This is a genomic window from Massilia terrae (assembly GCF_024753145.1).
Classification (GTDB): Bacteria; Pseudomonadota; Gammaproteobacteria; order Burkholderiales; family Burkholderiaceae_D; genus Telluria; species Telluria terrae.
Genome location: NZ_JANUGU010000002.1, coordinates 50,625 through 68,808 on the forward strand (window position 1 = coordinate 50,625; position 18,184 = coordinate 68,808).

Annotated in this window: 15 protein-coding genes, 1 tRNA gene and 1 pseudogene; 10 read left to right on the plus strand and 7 right to left on the minus strand. The window is 66.3% G+C overall.

The annotated features are described in order from the left end of the window. Positions 1–231: 231 nt before the first annotated feature. From NX778_RS07505 to NX778_RS07540, 8 genes and pseudogenes are all read left to right on the plus strand, one after another. Positions 232–1,284, plus strand: a complete 1,053-nt coding sequence (locus NX778_RS07505) for a hypothetical protein (RefSeq protein ID WP_258811103.1) — start codon at positions 232–234, stop codon at positions 1,282–1,284. A gap of 262 nt (positions 1,285–1,546) precedes the next feature. Beyond that, a pseudogene (locus NX778_RS07510) lies at positions 1,547–2,068 on the plus strand (ATP-binding cassette domain-containing protein); the annotation flags it as partial. A 16-nt stretch (positions 2,069–2,084) separates the two neighbouring features. Continuing rightward, the gene (locus NX778_RS07515) at positions 2,085–3,092 is read left to right on the plus strand and encodes a glycosyltransferase family 2 protein (RefSeq protein ID WP_258811104.1); all 1,008 of its coding nucleotides are present in this window, start codon (positions 2,085–2,087) and stop codon (positions 3,090–3,092) included. A 9-nt stretch (positions 3,093–3,101) separates the two neighbouring features. Beyond that, positions 3,102–3,719 carry a glycosyltransferase gene (locus tag NX778_RS07520; protein ID WP_258811105.1) on the plus strand — a complete coding sequence of 206 codons (618 nt, stop codon included), beginning with the start codon at positions 3,102–3,104 and terminating at the stop codon, positions 3,717–3,719. Continuing rightward, positions 3,716–4,477, plus strand: coding sequence for an SDR family oxidoreductase (locus tag NX778_RS07525; RefSeq protein WP_258811106.1), 762 nt, complete (start codon positions 3,716–3,718; stop codon positions 4,475–4,477). The genes NX778_RS07520 and NX778_RS07525 overlap by 4 nt, the downstream gene beginning before the upstream one ends. Then, on the plus strand, positions 4,468–5,037 hold the full coding sequence (locus tag NX778_RS07530; protein WP_258811107.1) for a D-glycero-alpha-D-manno-heptose-1,7-bisphosphate 7-phosphatase: 570 nt from the start codon (positions 4,468–4,470) through the stop codon (positions 5,035–5,037). The genes NX778_RS07525 and NX778_RS07530 overlap by 10 nt, the downstream gene beginning before the upstream one ends. Next, the gene (waaF, locus tag NX778_RS07535) at positions 5,034–6,098 is read left to right on the plus strand and encodes a lipopolysaccharide heptosyltransferase II (protein ID WP_258811108.1); all 1,065 of its coding nucleotides are present in this window, start codon (positions 5,034–5,036) and stop codon (positions 6,096–6,098) included. The genes NX778_RS07530 and waaF overlap by 4 nt, the downstream gene beginning before the upstream one ends. A 307-nt stretch (positions 6,099–6,405) precedes the next feature. Next, a tRNA-Pro gene (locus NX778_RS07540) sits at positions 6,406–6,482 on the plus strand. Between the two features lie 44 nt (positions 6,483–6,526). Here NX778_RS07540 and polX read toward each other — a convergent pair. After that, positions 6,527–8,260, minus strand: a complete 1,734-nt coding sequence (gene polX / locus NX778_RS07545) for a DNA polymerase/3'-5' exonuclease PolX (RefSeq protein WP_258811109.1) — start codon at positions 8,258–8,260, stop codon at positions 6,527–6,529. A gap of 88 nt (positions 8,261–8,348) precedes the next feature. On the opposite strand from polX, the gene ppnP reads away from it, so the two are divergent. Continuing rightward, the gene (gene ppnP / locus NX778_RS07550) at positions 8,349–8,672 is read left to right on the plus strand and encodes a pyrimidine/purine nucleoside phosphorylase (RefSeq protein ID WP_258811110.1); all 324 of its coding nucleotides are present in this window, start codon (positions 8,349–8,351) and stop codon (positions 8,670–8,672) included. A gap of 6 nt (positions 8,673–8,678) precedes the next feature. Here the strand turns inward: ppnP and ftsH are convergent, their stop codons facing one another. From ftsH to NX778_RS07565, 3 genes are all read right to left on the minus strand, one after another. Further along, positions 8,679–10,541, minus strand: a complete 1,863-nt coding sequence (gene ftsH, locus NX778_RS07555; RefSeq protein WP_370661324.1) for an ATP-dependent zinc metalloprotease FtsH — start codon at positions 10,539–10,541, stop codon at positions 8,679–8,681. A gap of 56 nt (positions 10,542–10,597) precedes the next feature. Continuing rightward, positions 10,598–11,050, minus strand: a complete 453-nt coding sequence (locus NX778_RS07560) for a universal stress protein (RefSeq protein WP_258811112.1) — start codon at positions 11,048–11,050, stop codon at positions 10,598–10,600. 106 nt (positions 11,051–11,156) lie between these two features. Beyond that, positions 11,157–13,040: an MFS transporter gene (locus NX778_RS07565; protein WP_258811113.1), complete on the minus strand. Its 1,884-nt coding sequence runs from the start codon at positions 13,038–13,040 to the stop codon at positions 11,157–11,159. 204 nt (positions 13,041–13,244) lie between these two features. Between NX778_RS07565 and NX778_RS07570 the strand changes: the two genes are divergently transcribed. Next, positions 13,245–14,141, plus strand: a complete 897-nt coding sequence (locus NX778_RS07570) for a DMT family transporter (protein ID WP_258811114.1) — start codon at positions 13,245–13,247, stop codon at positions 14,139–14,141. Positions 14,142–14,152: 11 nt separating this feature from the next. Here NX778_RS07570 and NX778_RS07575 read toward each other — a convergent pair whose 3' ends face one another. The 3 genes from NX778_RS07575 to NX778_RS07585 are packed head-to-tail and all read right to left on the minus strand — an operon-like array spanning position 14,153 to position 18,034. Beyond that, positions 14,153–15,178, minus strand: coding sequence for an AbrB family transcriptional regulator (locus tag NX778_RS07575; RefSeq protein WP_258811115.1), 1,026 nt, complete (start codon positions 15,176–15,178; stop codon positions 14,153–14,155). Positions 15,179–15,186: 8 nt separating this feature from the next. After that, positions 15,187–16,251: an ABC transporter ATP-binding protein gene (locus tag NX778_RS07580; RefSeq protein WP_258811116.1), complete on the minus strand. Its 1,065-nt coding sequence runs from the start codon at positions 16,249–16,251 to the stop codon at positions 15,187–15,189. 19 nt (positions 16,252–16,270) lie between these two features. Then, positions 16,271–18,034 (minus strand): ABC transporter permease, encoded by a 1,764-nt coding sequence (locus NX778_RS07585; RefSeq protein ID WP_258811117.1) that lies wholly within the window; start codon positions 18,032–18,034, stop codon positions 16,271–16,273. Positions 18,035–18,184 lie beyond the last annotated feature (150 nt).

Below are 18,184 nucleotides of genomic sequence, written 5' to 3' on the forward strand. Positions count from 1 at the left end.
TTAGGCATGCATGGTGGATGAGACTATAGGACGCCTTCAGATGACTTTGTAGGAATTCACGAGACAGAAAATGCACTTTCGAAAGCTACTTCCACTCGTCAATTTCATAGGGCCGAAATCCTCCTACAACGCACCGTTCCGCCTTCCTATACCGGCCCTCTGCGCGCGCGCGCATGATGGCGGATCGAGGCAGCGTCAAGCGGCGCTTGTCTTTTTTCGAAAGGAAATGACATGGACGCGAACCAACGCAGCGAAGCAAACAAGCAGACCAATAACGGCGGCAATGAAAAAGGAACGCCGGGCGCACAAGGCAAGACGCGCGCGGGAGGCGCGCTCGATCACACCTACCCGAAAGGCGCCGAAGCGGCGCCCCGCGTCACCGGCGCCGGGCACAAGGAGGGCAGCATGCAAAGCGGCGTCGGCCCCGGCGTGTACGACAGCAGCTACCAGCGCAGCGACGGCAAGGGAGAAGATTTGAAAGGCGGCTCGATGCAGACGCAGCAAACCGGCGGCAGCGGCGCGCAACAAGGCATTACCGACAGCCACCAGCAAGCGATGGAGCAGCGCTCCGGCGCCTACGGCAAGCTGGAGCAGCCTGTAGGCGACCGACCTAGGGATCAGGGCGTTTCCCTACAAGGTGATCGGCACGGCGGTAAAACCCCGGCCACCGAACGCATGAACCCGCAAAATGCGGCGCAGCCGGAACTGCAAAGCGGATCCGCGGGCGGCGTCCACGGCAACCAGCAATCATCGACGCAAGGGGGCGGGCAGCGTGGCCCCAACGCCGCGCTGCCGCGCAACCTGGGCGGTTCGATGGGGCAGCAATCGGCAAGCACGCAAGGCACCCAGGGCGGCGGCCAGGCGGGACCGCAGTCTGATCCCGGCAGCGTGCAGCGTGGCGGATCGATGCACCAGCAGTCGGCGCGCGGACAGAGCGGCACGCAGCCGGACCAGCGTTCGGGCTCGGGACAAGGCCACGACAGCACCGACCGCATCGGATCGCAGACGGGCAATTACCAGCGCGAAATGGGTGTGCACCAGTCGAACGATTTGCAAGGCGGCTTGCCGCGCAGTCCCGGGAATGCCGGGCCGTATCCGGACGCGGGCAGCACGCACCAGACGGGACCGGACAATCATGCCGACCTGCTGCGCAACGATCGCGGCATCCACGAGTCGAACAATTCGTCCGGCGGCTTGCCGCGCAGCCCTGGCGGGGCCAACAAATTGGCGGCGGACGAGAAGATGGATGACGATACCGGGTTCTCGAATCCACGGCGCAGATAGTGTTGTTAACCTGTGCGGGATGCCAGTGGAGGATCCGCCGGCTTCCCGCACTGCGCATTTCGGCCTGCCTGCACGGGGCGCAAGTGCTCGCACGTACGCAATGATGTCGCGCGACGCTGCCCGACATAGGCGATCGCCCGGCGCAAGCCCTCCTCCAGCCGCGTGGCGGGCGACCCATCCAAGCATTTGCTGCGCCAGGCTGATGTCGGGCCGCCGACGCCGGGTCGTCCGCTGCCGTCTCCGCGCACGCGATGGGAACCAGGCGATCGGCGTGGCGCCGCAAGAAACCGGCCTGTTCAACGACACCCTGGGCGCCAACATCGCCTACGGCCGCATCGGCGCCACCCGCGGCGAGGTCGTCGGCGCCGCCCGGGCCGCCCAGCTGCATGATGTGATCGCTTCCCTGCCGGAGCAGTACGACACGCCGGTCGGCGAGCGCGGGGTCACGATTCCCGGCGGCGAAAAGCAGCGCATCGCGATCGCCCGCGCCATTCTCAAGAACCCACCCATCCTGATTTTCGACGAGGCGACGTCGGCGCTTGATTCAGATTCAGAGCACGCGATCACGCAGGAACTCGACCGTTTATCCCGCAATCGAACCACTCTCATCATCGCGCACCGGCTGTCCACGGTCGTCAACGCGCACGCCATCATCGTGATGGAGCGCGGCCGCATCGTCGAGCGTGGCAACCATGCCGAGCTGCTGCGGCGCAAGGGCATGTACGCACGGCTGTGGCTGCTGCAACAGCGGATGGACCAGGACGCCAGGCGGGTTTCATCGTAGAGCACGGAGAGCAACAATGCCAACAACGACCAGCGCCACCGATACCGCCGCCGCGATCGCGGTGTCGGTCGTGGTACCGACCTGCGGCCGGCTCGACTTGCTGGACCGCTGCCTTGACGCCTTGACCCGCCAGACCCTGCCCGGTGCGCGCTACGAAGTCATCATTGTCGACGACGAACCCAATCACAACACCCTGCACCTGGTGGCGGGCTGGCGCGCGCGCACGCTCGAACGCGGGCCCCGGCTGGTGTACGTGTCCAACGCCGGGCCGCACGGGCCGGCCGCCGCGCGCAACCGCGGCTGGCGCGTCGCCCAGGCCGCCATCGTCGCCTTCACCGATGACGACACGGTGCCCGCGCCGGTCTGGCTGGCCAGCGGCCTGGCCGCCTTCGCCGACCATATCGATGCGCTGTGCGGCAAGATCGAAATGCCCCTGCCCGCCGTACCCACCGACTACCAGCGCGACGCGCGCCTGCTGGAATGCGCGGAATTCGTCACCGCCAACTGCTTTTGCCGCAAGGGCGTGCTGGAACGCCTGGATGGCTTCGACGAACGCTTCACCAGTCCCTGGCGCGAAGACAGCGACCTGCATTTCCGTCTCCTGAAAATCAACGCCACCATTGCCCGCGCGCCGGAAGCGCTGGTGGTGCATCCGGTACGTCCCGCGCCCTGGGGCGTGAGCCTCCTGCAGATCAAGAAAGTCACCTTCGACGCCTTGCTCTACAAAAAACACCCGGAGCTATATCGGCAAAAAATCCAGGGCGCGCCACGCTGGGATTACGTGATCGTTGCCGCGCTGCTCGCCGTGCTGGCCGGCTGGCTCGGCAACGTCGTGTGGCTGGCCACGCTGGGCGGCGCCGCCTGGATCACGCTCACCTTCCGCCTGTGCATGCGGCGCCTGTCCGGCACCGCCAAAACCGTCTCCCACATCGCCGAGATGATTGTCACCTCGGCCCTGATCCCGCCGCTCGCCGTGTTCTGGCGCATCGCCGGGGCCATCCGCTACCGCGTCCGTTTTGCCTGAAAGCCCATCATGCGCAGACTCAGGGTCCTGCAACTGGGCCGCATGGTGCCGCGCAATGGCGTCGACACCGTGATCCAGGGCGTCGCCCTGCTGCGCGGCCGCCATCGCATCGATGCCGAGCTGCTGGTGGTGGGCGGCGACATCGACCATCCCCATGGACGCGACAACGTCGAAATGGCGCGCGTGCGGGCACTGGCCGGGCAGCTGGAGGTGAGCGCCCACCTGCGCTTCACCGGCCAGAAGGCCCGCAGCGAGCTGCGCTACTACTACAGCGCCGCGGACGCCTTCGTCACCACGCCCTGGTACGCACCTGTCGGCATCACCCCGGTGGAAGCCATGGCCTGCGCGCGCCCGGTCATCGGATCCGAAGTGGGCGGCATCAAGTGCTCCGTGGCCGACGGCCTCACCGGCTTCCTGATCCCGCCGCGCGATCCGCAGGCGTTGGCGGCCCGGCTCGCCACCCTGCACGGCAAGCCGGGACTCGCGCGGGCCATGGGCGAACGCGCCCTGCGCCGCGCATACCAGCATTTCACCTGGCGCATCGTCGCCCAGCAGGCTGCCGCGATCTACGCCGCCGTGCTGCAGGAACAACAGGTCGCCAACTACCAGCCACAGGAGAGCGCATGACACCCCTCGCCAGCACTTCCCATGCCCTGCCGCATCAGGCCCTGCGTGGAAAAACAGCCTTCATCACCGGGGCCGGAAGCGGCCTCGGCCTCGCGTTGGCCGAAGCCTTGTCCGCGGCCGGCGCCGACATCGTGGCTGCCGACATCGCGGCGCACAAGCTCGAACTCACCTGCGACCGGGTACACGCCATGGGCACGCGCGTCCTGCCGGTCGCGCTCGACGTGGCCGAACCGGCCTCCGCGCGGCGCGCCATCGCGCAGGCGCTGGACATGCTGGGCCGGCTCGACATCCTCGTCAACAACGCGGGCACCGACGTCACCCGCCCCATCGATGAACTGTCCGAGCACGACTGGCTGCGGGTGATCGGCACCAACCTCAACGGCCCGTTCCTGCTCGCCAAATATGTCTCCGCCCATATGCGCGGCGCCGGCGGCGGCCACATCATCAATATCGCCTCCACCGCTTCCAAGCGCGCCTGGCCCAATGCCGCCGCCTACCATGCCAGCAAGTGGGGCCTGCTCGGCCTGTCCCATGCCCTGCACGCCGAGTTGCGCCCGCACGGCATCCGCGTGACAGCCGTCATCGCCGGCGGTATGCGCACGCCCTTCCTGCTGGAACGCTTCCCCGACCTCGACCCGGCCGCATTGCAAGACCCGGCCGCAGTCGCCAACGCCATCCGCTCGGTGCTGCTGTTGCCGGAAGATACTGTCGTCGCCGAGCTCACGGTCCTGCCCGTACAGGAAACCTCATGGCCATAAAAGCGATATTCCTCGACCAGGACGGCACGCTGGTCGACAACGTCCCGTACAACGTCGAACCGCACCGGATCACGCTGGCGAGTGGCGCCGGGCCGGCGCTGCGCCTGTTGTCGCGGCTCGACTATCGCTTCTACGTGGTCAGCAACCAGGATGGCATCGCCCACGGCAAATTCGGTGCGCGCACCATGGAACGCGTGCAAGACCGCCTGGCCGACCTGCTGTTCCGGGAAAATCTCTCGCTCGACGGCTTCTATTTTTGTCCACACCACCCGGACGGCGCGATCGCTCGCTACGCCAAGCCTTGCGATTGCCGCAAACCCCGTCCCGGCATGCTGCTGCAGGCCGCCCAGGATCACGATATCGACCTGGCCGAATCGTGGATGATCGGCGACATCCTCCACGACGTCGAGGCCGGCAACCGCGCCGGCTGCCGCTCGGTCCTGATCGACAACGGCAACGAGACCGAGTGGCGGCTCGGCCCCAAGCGCATTCCCACCCGCATCGCGCCCGACCTCTACTCGGCCGCGGTACTCATCGCCAGCCACACCAGGTCACCATGAAACCTAGCTGGAACAAAGCCACCAGGATGCTGTGCGTGCGGCTCGATTCGCTGGGCGACGTGCTGATGTGCACACCTGCCCTGCGTGCGCTGCGCGAAAGCCTGCCCGGTCGCACCATCACCCTGCTCACATCGCCGGGTGCGGCCGCCGTGCAGCCCTACATTCCTGAGGTCGACGACGTCATCGCTTACGGCGCGCCGTGGACGAAGGCCAGCGGCCCCCATGCTCCTAATGTCGACCTCGCTTTCGCCGCCGAGCTCGGCGCGCGCGGCTTCGACGGCGCCATCATCTTCACCTCCTACAGCCAAAGCCCGCTGCCGGCGGCACTGCTGTGCTATCTCGCGAACATTCCCTTGCGCGTCGCCCATTGCCACGAGAACCCCTACCACTTGCTCACCCACTGGCTGGCCGATCCGGAACCCGACCAGGTGATCCGTCACGAGGTGCGCCGCCAGCTCGACCTGGCGGCCCACATCGGCTGCCAGCCGAGTTCGACGCGGATGTCGTTTGCCGTGCGCCCCACCGACCTCGACGTGGTCCGGGGCCGCCTGTCGCGGCTCGGCATCGGCGAACCGCAGCCCTGGATCGCCCTGCATCCCGGCGCCAGCGCCGCATCGCGCCGCTATCCGCCGTCCCACTGGATGGAGGTGATCCGCCAGCTCGACGCCCGCCTCGGCTGCCCGATGGTACTGACCGGCAGTGCCGACGAGCAGACGCTCATCGACCAGATTCATGAAGGCTGTGGCGTGCCCGTCCGCTCACTTGCAGGCCAGCTCGGCCTCGGCGAGCTTGGTGCGGTGCTGCAATTGGCAACCGTCGTAGTGAGCAATAACACCGGCCCCGCCCACATTGCCGCGGCCGTCGGCACGCCACTGGTCAGCCTGTACGCGATGACGAATCCCCAGCACACGCCCTGGCACGTGCGCAATCGCCTGCTCTACCACGACGTCCCCTGCCGTTTCTGCATGAAGAGTATTTGTCCACAAGGACACAACGAATGCCTGGAAAAGATTGCGCCCGAACGCGTGGTGGACGCGGTGTATGAGCTGCTGCAGAAATAGGCCGGCCCGCGCAACCCACCAATTGCGCGAGCCGTACTCCCCTGTTTTTCTTAACTGCGCGGGATGCATCCCATCCCGTTCGCATATTCTAGGCAGATGAGCCCTGCCCGACAAGGGCGAGCCAGGCAGAACAATTGCGCGGGATCATGCGCAGCGCAAAGGGATAATTCGTTCAGAGAATTTTCTTGTCTCGACGCAAAGCAAGCCCAAAAACAACATTTCCGGACGGCCTCAACCGGCATCGAAAACCCGTCGGCATGACAGGATTCCAAGTACCGAACCTTCTCTGGTATAATTCCGGCCCAGTCGGGGCGTAGCGCAGCCTGGTAGCGTACCTGCATGGGGTGCAGGTGGTCGGAGGTTCGAATCCTCTCGCCCCGACCAGAAGAATCAACGACTTAGGCCAGCTTTCGAGCTGGCCTTTTCGTTTAGTGCGTCCGTCGCTTGCGCCTGAAGAAAGCCCTGACCTGCGCCAGCGAGCGCGTGTTCAGCACATCGCCCGCCTCCAGCCATCCCCGCCTGCCCTGCCCGACGCCGAAACGGATGTCGTCGAAATCCTCCACCTTGTGCGCATCGGCATCGATGACCACCATCGCGCCCATGTCCTTGGCCATGCGGCAATGGATGTCGTTCAAGTCCAGCCGCATCGGCTGGGCATCCAGTTCCAGCGCGCAGCCGCAGTCATGGGCATGGCGAATCACCCTTTCGATGTCGAGCACGTTCGGCGAGCGCTCGAACAGCAGCCGCCCGGTCGGATGGCCGAGGATGGCCACGCTGGGATGATCCATCGCCCGCATGATGCGCGCGGTCTGCTGCTCGCGCGTCAGGCCCGACCAGTCATGCACCGACGCGATCGCATAATCGAGCCGCGCCAACACGGCATCCGGCAAGTCCAGCGAGCCGTCCTCCAGGATGTCGACTTCCACGCCCTTCAGCAAGGTGAACCCCGCCATCTCCTCGTTGAGCAGGTCGATCTCATCCGCCTGCCGCGCCAGCGCGTCCGCGTCGACCGACCGCCCGCCATGCCGCGCGTGATCGGTAACGCCGAGATAGGACAAGCCTCGCCGCCGCGCCGCCTCGGCCATCTCGCGCAAGGCGTCGCGCCCGTCGCTGGCCCGGGTGTGGGAATGCAAATCCCCTTTCAACTGTTTCACGGAAACGAGCACAGGCAGATGCCCTTCGCGCGCCGCCTCGATCTCGCCACGATTCTCGCGCAGCTCCGGTGCAATGAAGGGCAAACCGACCGACGCGAACACCGATTCCTCGGTCTCCCCGGCAATCCGTTCCTCGCCCGCGTATACGCCGTATTCGTTGATCTTGAGCCCGCGCTTCAGCGCCAGCGTGCGCACCTCGATGTTGTGCGCCTTTGACCCCGTGAAGTAATGCATCGCCGCGCCATAGCTGGCCGGTTCCACCACGCGCAGGTCCACCTGCATCGCCAGCTCGCCCAGCTCGACACTCGCGCGCGTCGGCCCGTGCGAGATCACCCGCCGCACCTCGCCATACGCCACGAAATGCGCGGTCACTTCCGCCATGCGCATCGAGGCCGCCACCACATCGCCGTCGCCGACGGTCTCCTTCATGCGCCGGAAGCTCCCCGCCGCCTCGACCCGGATGACCGCCGGGTGCCGCGCCAGGTAGGCCAGCAAGGGCTCGACGATCTGCGCGGCCGTTGCGATCGAATAGCGCTGGGTCTTCGACAGCTGCGCCTGCACCGCTTCCAGGATTTTCTGCTCGGCCTTTTCCCCCAGCCCGCGAATCGTCCGCAACTGCCCTTCCTGCGCCGCCCGCAGCAACTGCTCCGGCGTATGGATGCCCCGTTCGTCATACAGCAGCTTGACCCGTTTCGGCCCCAGCCCCGGAATGCGCAGCAGCTTTTCGATTTCGGGCGGCAGCTCGCCCCGCAATTGCTCGCGCAGCGCGCACGTGCCGCCGCCGTGCACGATCTCGCTGATCTTGCCGGCCAAGTCCTTGCCGATGCCTGGCAGCTCGTCCAGGTCGCGCCCCTCATCGAGCAGGTCCTCGATGTCCGGCCCCAGCGTCTCGACCGTGCGCGCCGCATTGCGGTAGGCGCGGATCTGAAACGGATTGCCGTTCTCAATTTCAAGCAGGTCGGCAATTTCGCCGAACACCCTTGCGATATCGCTGTTATGGATATGCATCACCCCTCCTCGACGGTGCACCTATGCACGCAGCACCGGTCCAAGCGATAATGCCCCTGGCGGCACGCACTTTCAACAGGAGAACGGCATGAGCAGCACCCAATTCGACCACGTCTCAGTCATCAAGAAGGCCAATATCTTTTTCGACGGCAAATGCATCTCGCACAGCCTCGTCTTCCCGGACCAGACCCGCAAGACCATCGGCGTGATCATGCCGAGCACCCTGACCTTCGGCACCGACAGCCCGGAAGTGATGGAAATCATCGAAGGCAAATGCCGCGCCCGTATCGGTTCGGACGGCGAATGGAAGGACTACGCTGCCGGCCAGCAATTCCGCGTCCCCGGCCAATCGAGCTTCGAGCTGGAAGCCTTCGAACCGGTCCACTACGTCTGCCACTTCTCGAACCAGTAAGCAGGCCTAGCGCACGCGCCGCACCGGCGGCCCCGCATCGAATTGAGCCGCCAGCCGATCGAGTGCCGCCCGGTCCACGGTTTCGTGTTCAAGCAGCTCCTGCGCCAGCGCATCCAGCAGCGGACGCCGGTCCACCAAGGTCTGGCGTACCCGCTCATGCGCCTCGCTCAGCAATTGCTCAATTTCCTGATCGATTCCCTGCGCCGTCCTTTCGCTGTACGGCAAGCGCTCGCCCATGCCCGCCGGATAGAGCGGCGAGGTACTGGCCTGTTCGAAGGTCGCCAGTCCCAGTCGTTCGCTCATGCCATATTGCGTCACCATATGGCGCGCCATATCGGTCGCCATTTGCAGGTCGTTCTGGGCGCCGGTCGACATGTCGCCAAACACGATTTCCTCCGCCACCCGGCCGCCAAGAAACACGTCGAGGCGATCCAGCAGTTCGGTCTTCTTGAGCAGGTAGCGGTCCTCGGTCGGCAGCTGCTGCGTATAGCCGAGGGCCGCCACGCCGCGCGGGATGATCGAGATCTTCGCCACCCGGTCGGCGTTCGCCCGATATTCCGCCGTCAGCGCATGCCCCGCCTCGTGGAACGCGACGGTCTGCTTTTCCATCGGATTCATCACCCGCGTCTTCTTCTCCAGGCCGGCCACCACGCGGTCGGCGGCCTCGTCGAAGTCCTTGTCGTCGACCGCCTGCTTGCCGCGCCGCGCCGCCAGCAGGGCCGCTTCATTGACGAGGTTGGCCAGGTCGGCGCCCGCTAGCCCCGCCGTGCGCGCGGCAATATCGCCCAGCTTGATGCCCGGCGCCAGCGTCACCTGGCGCGTGTGCACCTCAAGGATTTTTTCGCGCCCTTTCAGGTCCGGCCGGTCCAGCGCGATGTGGCGGTCGAAGCGCCCCGGCCGCAACAGGGCCGGGTCGAGGATCTCGGGCCTGTTGGTCGCGCCGAGGATGATCACGCCCTTGTTGGTATCGAAGCCATCCATCTCGACCAGCAACTGGTTGAGGGTCTGCTCCTGCTCGTTGTAGCCGGCCGCCATGCCCGACACGCCGCGCGCCCGGCCCAGCGCATCGAGCTCGTCGATGAAGATGATGCACGGCGCGCTCTTCTCCGCCTGGGTGAACAGGTCGCGCACCCGCGCCGCGCCCACGCCGACGAACATTTCCACGAATTCCGAGCCGCTGATCGAAAAGAAGGGCACGCCGGCCTCGCCCGCCAGCGCCTTGGCCAGCAAGGTCTTGCCGGTGCCCGGCGCGCCGACGATCAGCACGCCTTTCGGGATCTTGCCGCCCAGCCGCCGGTAGCGCTGCGGATTCTTCAGGAACTCGACGATTTCCATCAGCTCTTCCTTGGCCTCGTCGATGCCGGCCACATCGTTGAACGTGACCCCGGTCTTGCTCTGCACATAGACCCGCGCCTTGCTCTTGCCGATGTCAAACAGCCCGCCGGCCATCATGCCCCCGCCGCCACGCTTGAGCATGCTGCTCCACAGCCAGACCAGCAACAGCACCGGGAACACCCAGGCCAGCAGCGTGCCCATCCATTCGCTGCGCGCCTCGCCGGTGTAACGCACGTGCTCGGCTTCGAGATCGGAGATGAGGTCGGGATCGTTGACCCGCACCGTGCTGAACGGGCAGCCGCCGTCCGCCGAGCACTTGAGCGTGTCCACTTTTTCTTTCGGCAGTACCGTGGCCAGCCCGTCCTTCTTGAGCGCCCCGCTGATGCTCGTGTCGGAAATCTGGACCTCGTTGATCTTGCCCGCATACAACAGCTGCTTGAACTCGCTGTACGCGATCGGCGTGTTGGCCGAGATGCCGGCGAAGCCCTGGAACAAGGCGAACAAGGTCAGCCCCAGCACCCAGTACCACATCATCGGCCGCAGCGGATTGCCGGCGGTGTCGCCGGGCTTGTTGTCCTGAGGCGTGCCGTTCATGCGGCCTCCGCGGAACGGTGCACCAGCACCGGCACGCTGCTTTCCAGCAGCACCCGGATCGTCTCGCTGCCCGGAACCTTCGACCGCCTGCCTTTCCAGCCGTGCAGGGCCATCAGGATCAGATCGCAGCCCAGGTCCTCGGCCGCGCGCGCGATCGCCAGCCACGGATCGGGTGCATGGATTTTCATGACGGTGGACGGGACATGCTCGACGGTGGCGGCGGCGGTGATTTCATGCAGGTAGTCGTCGGCCAGCTTGTCGAACAGCGTGCGCCGCCGCTGTACCAGATGCGGGGCATGCGCCTGCCACGCCTGCGCCGTGCTCGCTTGCACGACGACATGGATGCCGACCACCTCGGCCCCGCACTCCTTCGCCAGCCGGATGCCGCTGAGCATCGCCTGCTTCGACAAGGCGGAGCCATCGGTCGGCAGCAGGATTCGCTTGAACATGGTGCCTCCGTGCCGACAGGCCTGTTCCGCGCGAACCGGCGCGGAATGTTCCCAGTATGTACTCTATTTCAGCAGGAGGTCGCGCGTTTGATGCCTTCCGTATCGCTCACTTCCACTCGCCGCGCAGGGCCAGCACCTGCTCGTACAAGTATTCCGGCGTGGCCGAGTCCGGCGCGACCGGCTCGCCCACCGCCAGCGCCAGGCGCGAGCGGATGCCGCGCGCGAAGGAGCGCTCGAACACATTGCCGCGGTCGCGCGTGAACAGGCTGCCCCACAGGCCGCGCAGCGCCATCGGGATCACCGGCACCTTGCTGCGCGCCGTGATCTTGGCGATGCCGCCGCGGAATTCGTTCATCTCGCCGGTCGAGGTCAGTTTTCCTTCCGGGAAGATGCAGACCAGGTCGCCCTCATGCAAGGCCTTGGCAATGTCCACGAAAGCCTTCTCCATCAGCCATGGATCTTCCTTGGCCGGCGCGATCGGGATCGCCTTGGCCGTGCGGAAGATCCAGCCGAGGAAGGGCGTGGCGAAGATCCGGTAGTCCATCACGAAGCGGATCGGACGCGGGCTGGCCGCGACGATCACCATCGCGTCGACATAGCTGACATGATTGCAGACCAGCACCGCCGGGCCTTCCGCCGGGATCCGCTCCGAATCCACGGTCTTGATGCGGTAGGCCGTGTGGATCAGCATCCACGCCAGGAAGCGCATCAGGAATTCCGGCACCAGCGAGAAAATATAGATCGCCACGACCGCATTCAGCAGCGCTGTGGTCAGGAACATTTCCGGAATCGTGAAGCCGCGTCCCAGCAGCAGGATCGCCAGCCCGGCCGCCGCCACCATGAACAGCGAGTTCAGGATATTGGTGCCGGCGATGGTGCGCGCCACATGCTTGGGATCGCAGCGCGACTGGATCAGCGCGAACAGCGGCACGATGAAAAAGCCGCCGAAGATGCCGAGCAGTAGCAGGTCCGCGAGGATGCGCGCCACGCCCGGCTGGGCCAGCAGGCCCAAGGCATCCACGGCCACCGTGTTCGTGTAATGCTGGCTCGCAAAGTACAAGTCGATGCCGAACAGGGACAGGCCGATCGAGCCGAACGGCACCAGGCCGATTTCGACCTTGCGGCCGGACAGCTTCTCGCATAGCAGCGAGCCGGCGCCGATGCCCAGCGAGAACACGGTCAGCAGCAGCACGAACACGCTGTGGTCGCCATGCAGGTAGTCCCTCGCATAGACGGGAAATTGCGACAGCACCAGGGCCCCGTAGAACCAGAACCAGGAATTGCCCAGCATCGACAGGAACACCGTGCGGTTCTTGGAAGAGTACGACAGGTTGCGCCACGACTCGGCAAGGAAGTTGCGGCTGATCTTGAGACGCGGTTCCGGCGCCGGCGACGTCGGGATGCGCCAGCTCGCCGCCAGCCCCAGCAAGGCGGTAAACAGCGTCCCGCCCGCGATCAGCGCGATCCCTTCCGGGCGCGACACCAGCACCGCCCCCATGATCTCGCCCAGCAGGATGCCAACGAAGGTCCCCATCTCGATCACGCCATTACCGCCGATCAGCTCCTCCTGCGACAGGTGCTGCGGCAAATAAGCGTATTTCACGGGCCCGAACAGGGTCGAATGCACGCCCATCCCGACCACGGCCGCCACCAGCAGCCACAGGTGGTGGCCCATCCAGCCGATGCCGGCGAGCAGCATGATGCCGATTTCCAGCAGCTTGACGCTGCGCGCCAACCGGCCCTTCTCGACCTTGTCCGCGACCTGGCCCGAGGTGCCCGACAGCAGCACGAAAGGCAGGATGAACAGGCCGGGGATCAGGTTGTTGAGCAGCGAAGACGGCAAGCTGGTCCAGCTGGCCGCGTCGTAAGTCAGCACCACGATCAGGGCCGTCTTGAACAGGTTGTCGTTGAAGGCGCCGAGGAACTGGGTCCAGAAAAACGGCGCGAAGCGGCGCTGCTTCAACAGGGTGAACTGGCTGGGTTTGCTCATGCTTCGGCTCGCGGAAAGTGATTAGGCCGTAATCTACCGCAGTCGCCTTAGGCAAACAACAATATTACCCAACAACATGGTCCTGTCGCCGTTTCCGATACGGCGGGTTGCGCCGGATGATACCGGCCGTGTTGCGGACGGCATGGCGGGCGCGGGCGTGCGGAGAGCGTCCTTAGAATGAGGGAAACATCGGGGAGAACGGACATGAGCGATACCACCACCGGCGGCAGGATCGGGCCCCGGCCCGGCCTGAAGGGACGGCGCGCCTGGCTCATCGTCCTGACCGGTGCCGTCATGCTGGCCTTCGCCGCCAACTCCTTCCTTGCCCGTTTGGCATTTCGAACGACTGCCATCGATGCCGCGTCCTACACCACGGTCAGGCTGGTCGCAGGCGCGCTCACCCTCGCTCTCATCCTGCGCCTGCAAAAGGCGGCTCTGTCGCCGCCACCGAGCGCCTGGCCTTCGGCCGTGCTCCTGTTCATCTACGCCGCAGCCTTCTCGTTTGCGTACCGGGATATCGGTACCGGGGCCGGCGCGCTGGTCCTGTTCGCCTCGGCCCAGCTGGTGATGATCTCGTATGGCTTGCACAAGGGAGAGCGGACCAGCCTGCCAGGCATGCTGCTGGCATGCGCCGGAATGCTCGCTTTCCTGGCCCCGTCCACCTCGGCCCCGCCAGCCTTGGCGGCTATCCTGATGGCCATCGCCGGGGCCGCCTGGGGCGGATTCTCGCTGCTGGGCAAAGCGGCGGACTCACCGATGGGCATGACCACGGCGAGCTTCCTGTGGACGGTGCCGCTCGCCCTCGCCCTATCGCTGGTGCAAGGGAGCCATCGCAACCTGGACTGGTCGGGCGCACAGTATGCCGTGGTCTCGGGCAGCATCACGTCCGCGCTTGGCTACGCGCTCTGGTACTGGGTGCGCGTCCGCATCACCGCCATCAGCGCGGGCGCGGTCCAACTCTGCGTGCCGCTGTTGAGCGCCATGCTCGGCTGGATCTTCCTCGGCGAAAAACTGGCGCCAGAACGCCTGGTTTCCGGCCTGGCCGTATTGAGCGGCATTGCGTGGGTCACCGTCGCGGCCAGGAAAGCCGGACCGCGCTGAGCCACTCCAGATCAGGCCTTGTGCACCATCAGCCGGTACATCGGCCCGATCGCCAGCACCACGACCACCATGCGCGCGACATGGAAAGCCGTCACCACCGGCACGCCCAGGTTCAGCACCCGCGCGGTCAGCGCCATCTCGGCGATGCCGCCCGGTGAAGTCGCCAGCACGGCGGTCGCCCACGGCAGGCCGGCAAGCCGCGCCACCACGAAGGCGAAGCCCGCAGCCAGCAGCAGCGCCAGCGCCGAACACAGCGCCACCGACGCCAGGAAACGCGGCGCCGTGTGCACGAAACGCGGCGTGAAGCGCGTGCCCAGCGAAATGCCGATCAGGAGCTGGCCGGTGCGGATCGCCCATTCCGGCAGGCGCGAAAGATGGACGCCGAACGCGGTCAGCACCAGCGCCACCGCCAGCGGCCCGATCACCCAGGCATTGGGAATGCCGCGCCGCTTGAGCAGCAGCGCACCGCAGGAGGTAAGAACAGCCAGCAGCGCCAGCCCCGGATACCACACTTCGCGCGCCGCCGGCACGAAGGGAATCAGGTCGCCGTGCGCATGCAGCGCCCGCACCGCGAACGGGATCGTCCCGGTAACGATCATGATGCGCAAGCTGTGGGCCGCGGCCACGCGCTCGACCAGCGCGCCGTGGCGCTCGCCCTGCACCGCCATCTCGGACGCGCCACCGGCTGCCATCGCGAAGAAGGCGGTGGCTTCGTCCGATCCGGTCAGGCGCCGCAGCAGCCAGGCCCCGGCCGCGCCCAGCGCCAGCGCGAACGCCACCGCCAGCGCGATCCAGCCGGCGTAATGCGCCAGCACCGCCAGCACCGGCCCGGAAAAATACAGGCCCAGCGCGGTGCCGATCGCCCACTGCCCCGCCTCGCGTGCCTGCACCGGCGCGGCCAGGCGCGCGCCCAGCATGCAGGCGATCGCGGTGCCGAACAAGGGCCCGATCAGCCAGGGCAGCGGCGTGTCGAGCCAGATGCAGGCCAGCGCCGCCGCCAATCCAAGCAGCAGCGCCGGTACGAAGTGACGCAGCATGAACTAACTCAGAATGCCCAGAGCTTCTCCGCCGGCATGCGCAGCCAGTAGCTGCCCGCGTCGAGGCGACGCGCCGAGTAAGCGCGCAGCTTGACGTCGCCGCGGCCAAACAGGCACTCCCAGCGGTCGCCGAGGTACATGCTGGTGATGAGCTCCATCTCCAGCGCGTTCTCGACCGCGGTGGCGCTGGCCGACACTTCCTCCAGGCGGATCAGCGCCGTGACATCGTCGCCCAGCTGCGCGCCGCGCGCGGTGCCCGCCAGCTCGGCGCCCTCCACCGCCAGGCGCACCTGATTGCCGTCGCGCCGCACCACACGCGCCTTGAGGCGGTTGTTGGAGCCCATGAACTCGGCGGTGAACAAGGTGTTCGGCGCCTGGTACATCTCCTGCGGCGTGCCCTGCTGCTCGATCTTGCCGTTGTTGAGCAGGAGGATGCGGTCCGAGATCGCCATCGCCTCGGCCTGGTCGTGGGTCACCATCAGCGCCGACAGGCCGAGCCGCACGATCAGCTCGCGCAGGAAGGCGCGCGCCTCCTCGCGCAGCTTGGCGTCGAGGTTGGACAGCGGTTCGTCCAGCAGGATCACCGGTGGGTTGTACACCAGCGCGCGGGCGATCGCCACGCGCTGCTGCTGGCCGCCGGACAGCTGGTGCGGGAAGCGCTGGCCGAGGTGGCCCAGGCCGAGCTGGGACAGCACGTCCTGCACTTTGGCCTCGATCTCGCGCGCCGCCACCTTGCGCAGGTTCAGGCCATAGGCCACGTTGTCGAACACGGTCTTGTGCGGCCACAGCGCGTAGGACTGGAACACCAGGCCCAGGTTGCGCTCCTCGGCCGGCAGCTCGCGCCCGGCGGAGCCGTCGAACACGCGGCGCTCGCCGATGTCGATGGTGCCGGCGCGCGGGCTTTCCAGGCCGGCCACCGCGCGCAGCAGCGTGGTCTTGCCGCTGCCCGAAGGGCCGAGCAGCGCCACCACTTCGCCGCGCTTCAGGTGCATCGACACACCTTTCAGGATCTGGTTGGCGCTCGGGCCGGTGCCGTAGTCGAGGTGCAGGTCGTTGACGGTTAAAACGTTCATATTGAGTCTCTTGATGTATTTAGTCGTGCAGCTTGACGCCAAAGCGCAGTGCGATGCCAAGGCCGATGGCCACCAGCGTGATGTTGATGAACGAGAGCGCCGCCACCAGGTCGGTCGAGCCGCCGGCCCACAGTGACACCAGCATCGCGCCGATCACTTCGGTGCCGGGCGAGAGCAGGTACACGCCGGTCGAATATTCGCGTTCGAAGATCAGGAAGATCATCAGCCAGCCACCCAGCATGCCGTACTTGATCAGCGGGAGCGTGATGTCGCGGGTGACGCGGCCGCGCCGTGCGCCGACCGCGCGCGCCGCCTCTTCCAGTTCCGGGCCGACCTGCAGCAGCGCGGTCGACACCATGCGCATGCCGTACGCCAGCCACACCACCGAATACGCCAGCCACAGCGCGAAGATGGTCGAGCGCAGTTCGCGCAGGGCCGGGATCAGGTGCGCCGACAGCCACAGGGCGAATGCGTTGTCGAGGCCTTTCAGGATGCCGTCCAGCCAGCTCGGCACGAACAGGAACACCCACAGGAAGGACAGGCCGGCCAGCAGGCCCGGAATCGCACGCGGCACCAGCACGCTGTAGTCCAGCAGGCGGGTCACGCCGTCGTTCTTGCGGTGCATCGCCAGCGCGATCGCGGTGTAGCACACCACGGCCAGCGCGCCGCCGACCACGCCGATCAGCACCGTGTTGAGGATGCCGCGCATCAGCGACGGCTGTTCCATGATGTCGCGGAAGTGCTGCAGCGTCAGCACGTCGGCCAGTTTCACGCCCTCGCCCCAATATTCGACAAAGGAGCGCAGCACGATGCCGGAGATCGGCACCACGATCGTGAACATCAGCCAGGCGCCGATCACGGCGAACGCCAGCCACTTCCAGCGGCCCAGCGGCAGCGGTTTCTGGCGCGCGCCCTTGCCCTTGATCGCCACGTATTTGTTGGCCGACTTGAGCAGCCAGCGCTGCATCATCACCAGCGGCATGGTCACCATCACCAGGCACACCGCCACGGCGGCCATCAGGTGGTAGGACGGGGTGCCCAGCTTGTTGGTCAGCTTGTACAGGTAGGTCGCCAGCACCAGGTGGCCTTCGGGGTCGCCCAGCACCAGCACCAGGCCGAACACCTCGAAGCCGAGGAAGAACACCAGCACGCCGGCATAGGCCAGCGCCGGCATGATCATCGGCAGCGACACGTTGAACATCACCTGCCACGGCGAGGCGCCGGTGACGCGCGCCGCTTCCTCCACGTCCGAGCCCAGGCTCTTCAGCGCCGACGAGGCGTACAGGTAGACGTGCGGCACGTGGGTCAGGCCGGCGATGATCACGATGGCCGGGAACGAGTACACGTTCCACGGGATGAAGCCGAGGATCTGCTTGGCCCAGGTGGAGTAGAAACCGACCGGTCCCATCGCCACCACGTAGCCGAAGCCCATCACCATCGGCGACACGAAGATCGGCACCAGCAAGAGCGGCGCGATCCAGCCGCGGCACGGAAGGTCGGTGCGGATCATCAGGAAGGCCAGCATGCCGCCCAGCGGCACCGCGATCGCGGCCAGGCCGGCGGCCAGGATCAGGCCATTGCGGAAGGCGACGCGGAAATCGGGGTCGTCGAAAATGAAGCGGTAGGCGTCCAGGCCGAGCTCCTTGTTCGGCATGAAGAACGGCGCCGACAGGAAGCTCTGGTAGAAAATCAGGAACAGCGGCAAGAAGATGGCCAGGCACGTAAGCGCGACAACCAGCCCGCGCGGCCAGTTCAGGCGGCGCGATAAAGACAGCGTAGACATGGGACTATCCGATGAGGGTTACTTCACAGCTTGCAGCCGGGGAGGCGCCAGCACCTCCCCTATCGTCATTCCCGCGCACGCGGGAATCCCGTTTCGCGCCGCAGCTACGCACGCAAAATGGGGCCCCGCGAGCGCGGGGACGACGGCAAC

Excerpts from the sequence above, each read along its gene's own strand:
- NX778_RS07530 (WP_258811107.1), top strand. The coding sequence starts at position 4,468 with ATGGCCATAAAAGCGATATTCCTCGACCAGGACGGCACGCTGGTCGAC.
- NX778_RS07525 (WP_258811106.1), top strand. The coding sequence starts at position 3,716 with ATGACACCCCTCGCCAGCACTTCCCATGCCCTGCCGCATCAGGCCCTG.
- polX (WP_258811109.1), bottom strand. The coding sequence starts at position 8,260 with ATGCATATCCATAACAGCGATATCGCAAGGGTGTTCGGCGAAATTGCC.
- NX778_RS07520 (WP_258811105.1), top strand. The coding sequence starts at position 3,102 with ATGCGCAGACTCAGGGTCCTGCAACTGGGCCGCATGGTGCCGCGCAAT.
- NX778_RS07575 (WP_258811115.1), bottom strand. The coding sequence starts at position 15,178 with ATGCTGCGTCACTTCGTACCGGCGCTGCTGCTTGGATTGGCGGCGGCG.
- ftsH (WP_370661324.1), bottom strand. The coding sequence starts at position 10,541 with ATGATGTGGTACTGGGTGCTGGGGCTGACCTTGTTCGCCTTGTTCCAG.
- NX778_RS07505 (WP_258811103.1), top strand. The coding sequence starts at position 232 with ATGGACGCGAACCAACGCAGCGAAGCAAACAAGCAGACCAATAACGGC.
- NX778_RS07565 (WP_258811113.1), bottom strand. The coding sequence starts at position 13,040 with ATGAGCAAACCCAGCCAGTTCACCCTGTTGAAGCAGCGCCGCTTCGCG.
- NX778_RS07515 (WP_258811104.1), top strand. The coding sequence starts at position 2,085 with ATGCCAACAACGACCAGCGCCACCGATACCGCCGCCGCGATCGCGGTG.
- NX778_RS07570 (WP_258811114.1), top strand. The coding sequence starts at position 13,245 with ATGAGCGATACCACCACCGGCGGCAGGATCGGGCCCCGGCCCGGCCTG.
- NX778_RS07560 (WP_258811112.1), bottom strand. The coding sequence starts at position 11,050 with ATGTTCAAGCGAATCCTGCTGCCGACCGATGGCTCCGCCTTGTCGAAG.
- NX778_RS07580 (WP_258811116.1), bottom strand. The coding sequence starts at position 16,251 with ATGAACGTTTTAACCGTCAACGACCTGCACCTCGACTACGGCACCGGC.
- ppnP (WP_258811110.1), top strand. The coding sequence starts at position 8,349 with ATGAGCAGCACCCAATTCGACCACGTCTCAGTCATCAAGAAGGCCAAT.
- NX778_RS07585 (WP_258811117.1), bottom strand. The coding sequence starts at position 18,034 with ATGTCTACGCTGTCTTTATCGCGCCGCCTGAACTGGCCGCGCGGGCTG.
- waaF (WP_258811108.1), top strand. The coding sequence starts at position 5,034 with ATGAAACCTAGCTGGAACAAAGCCACCAGGATGCTGTGCGTGCGGCTC.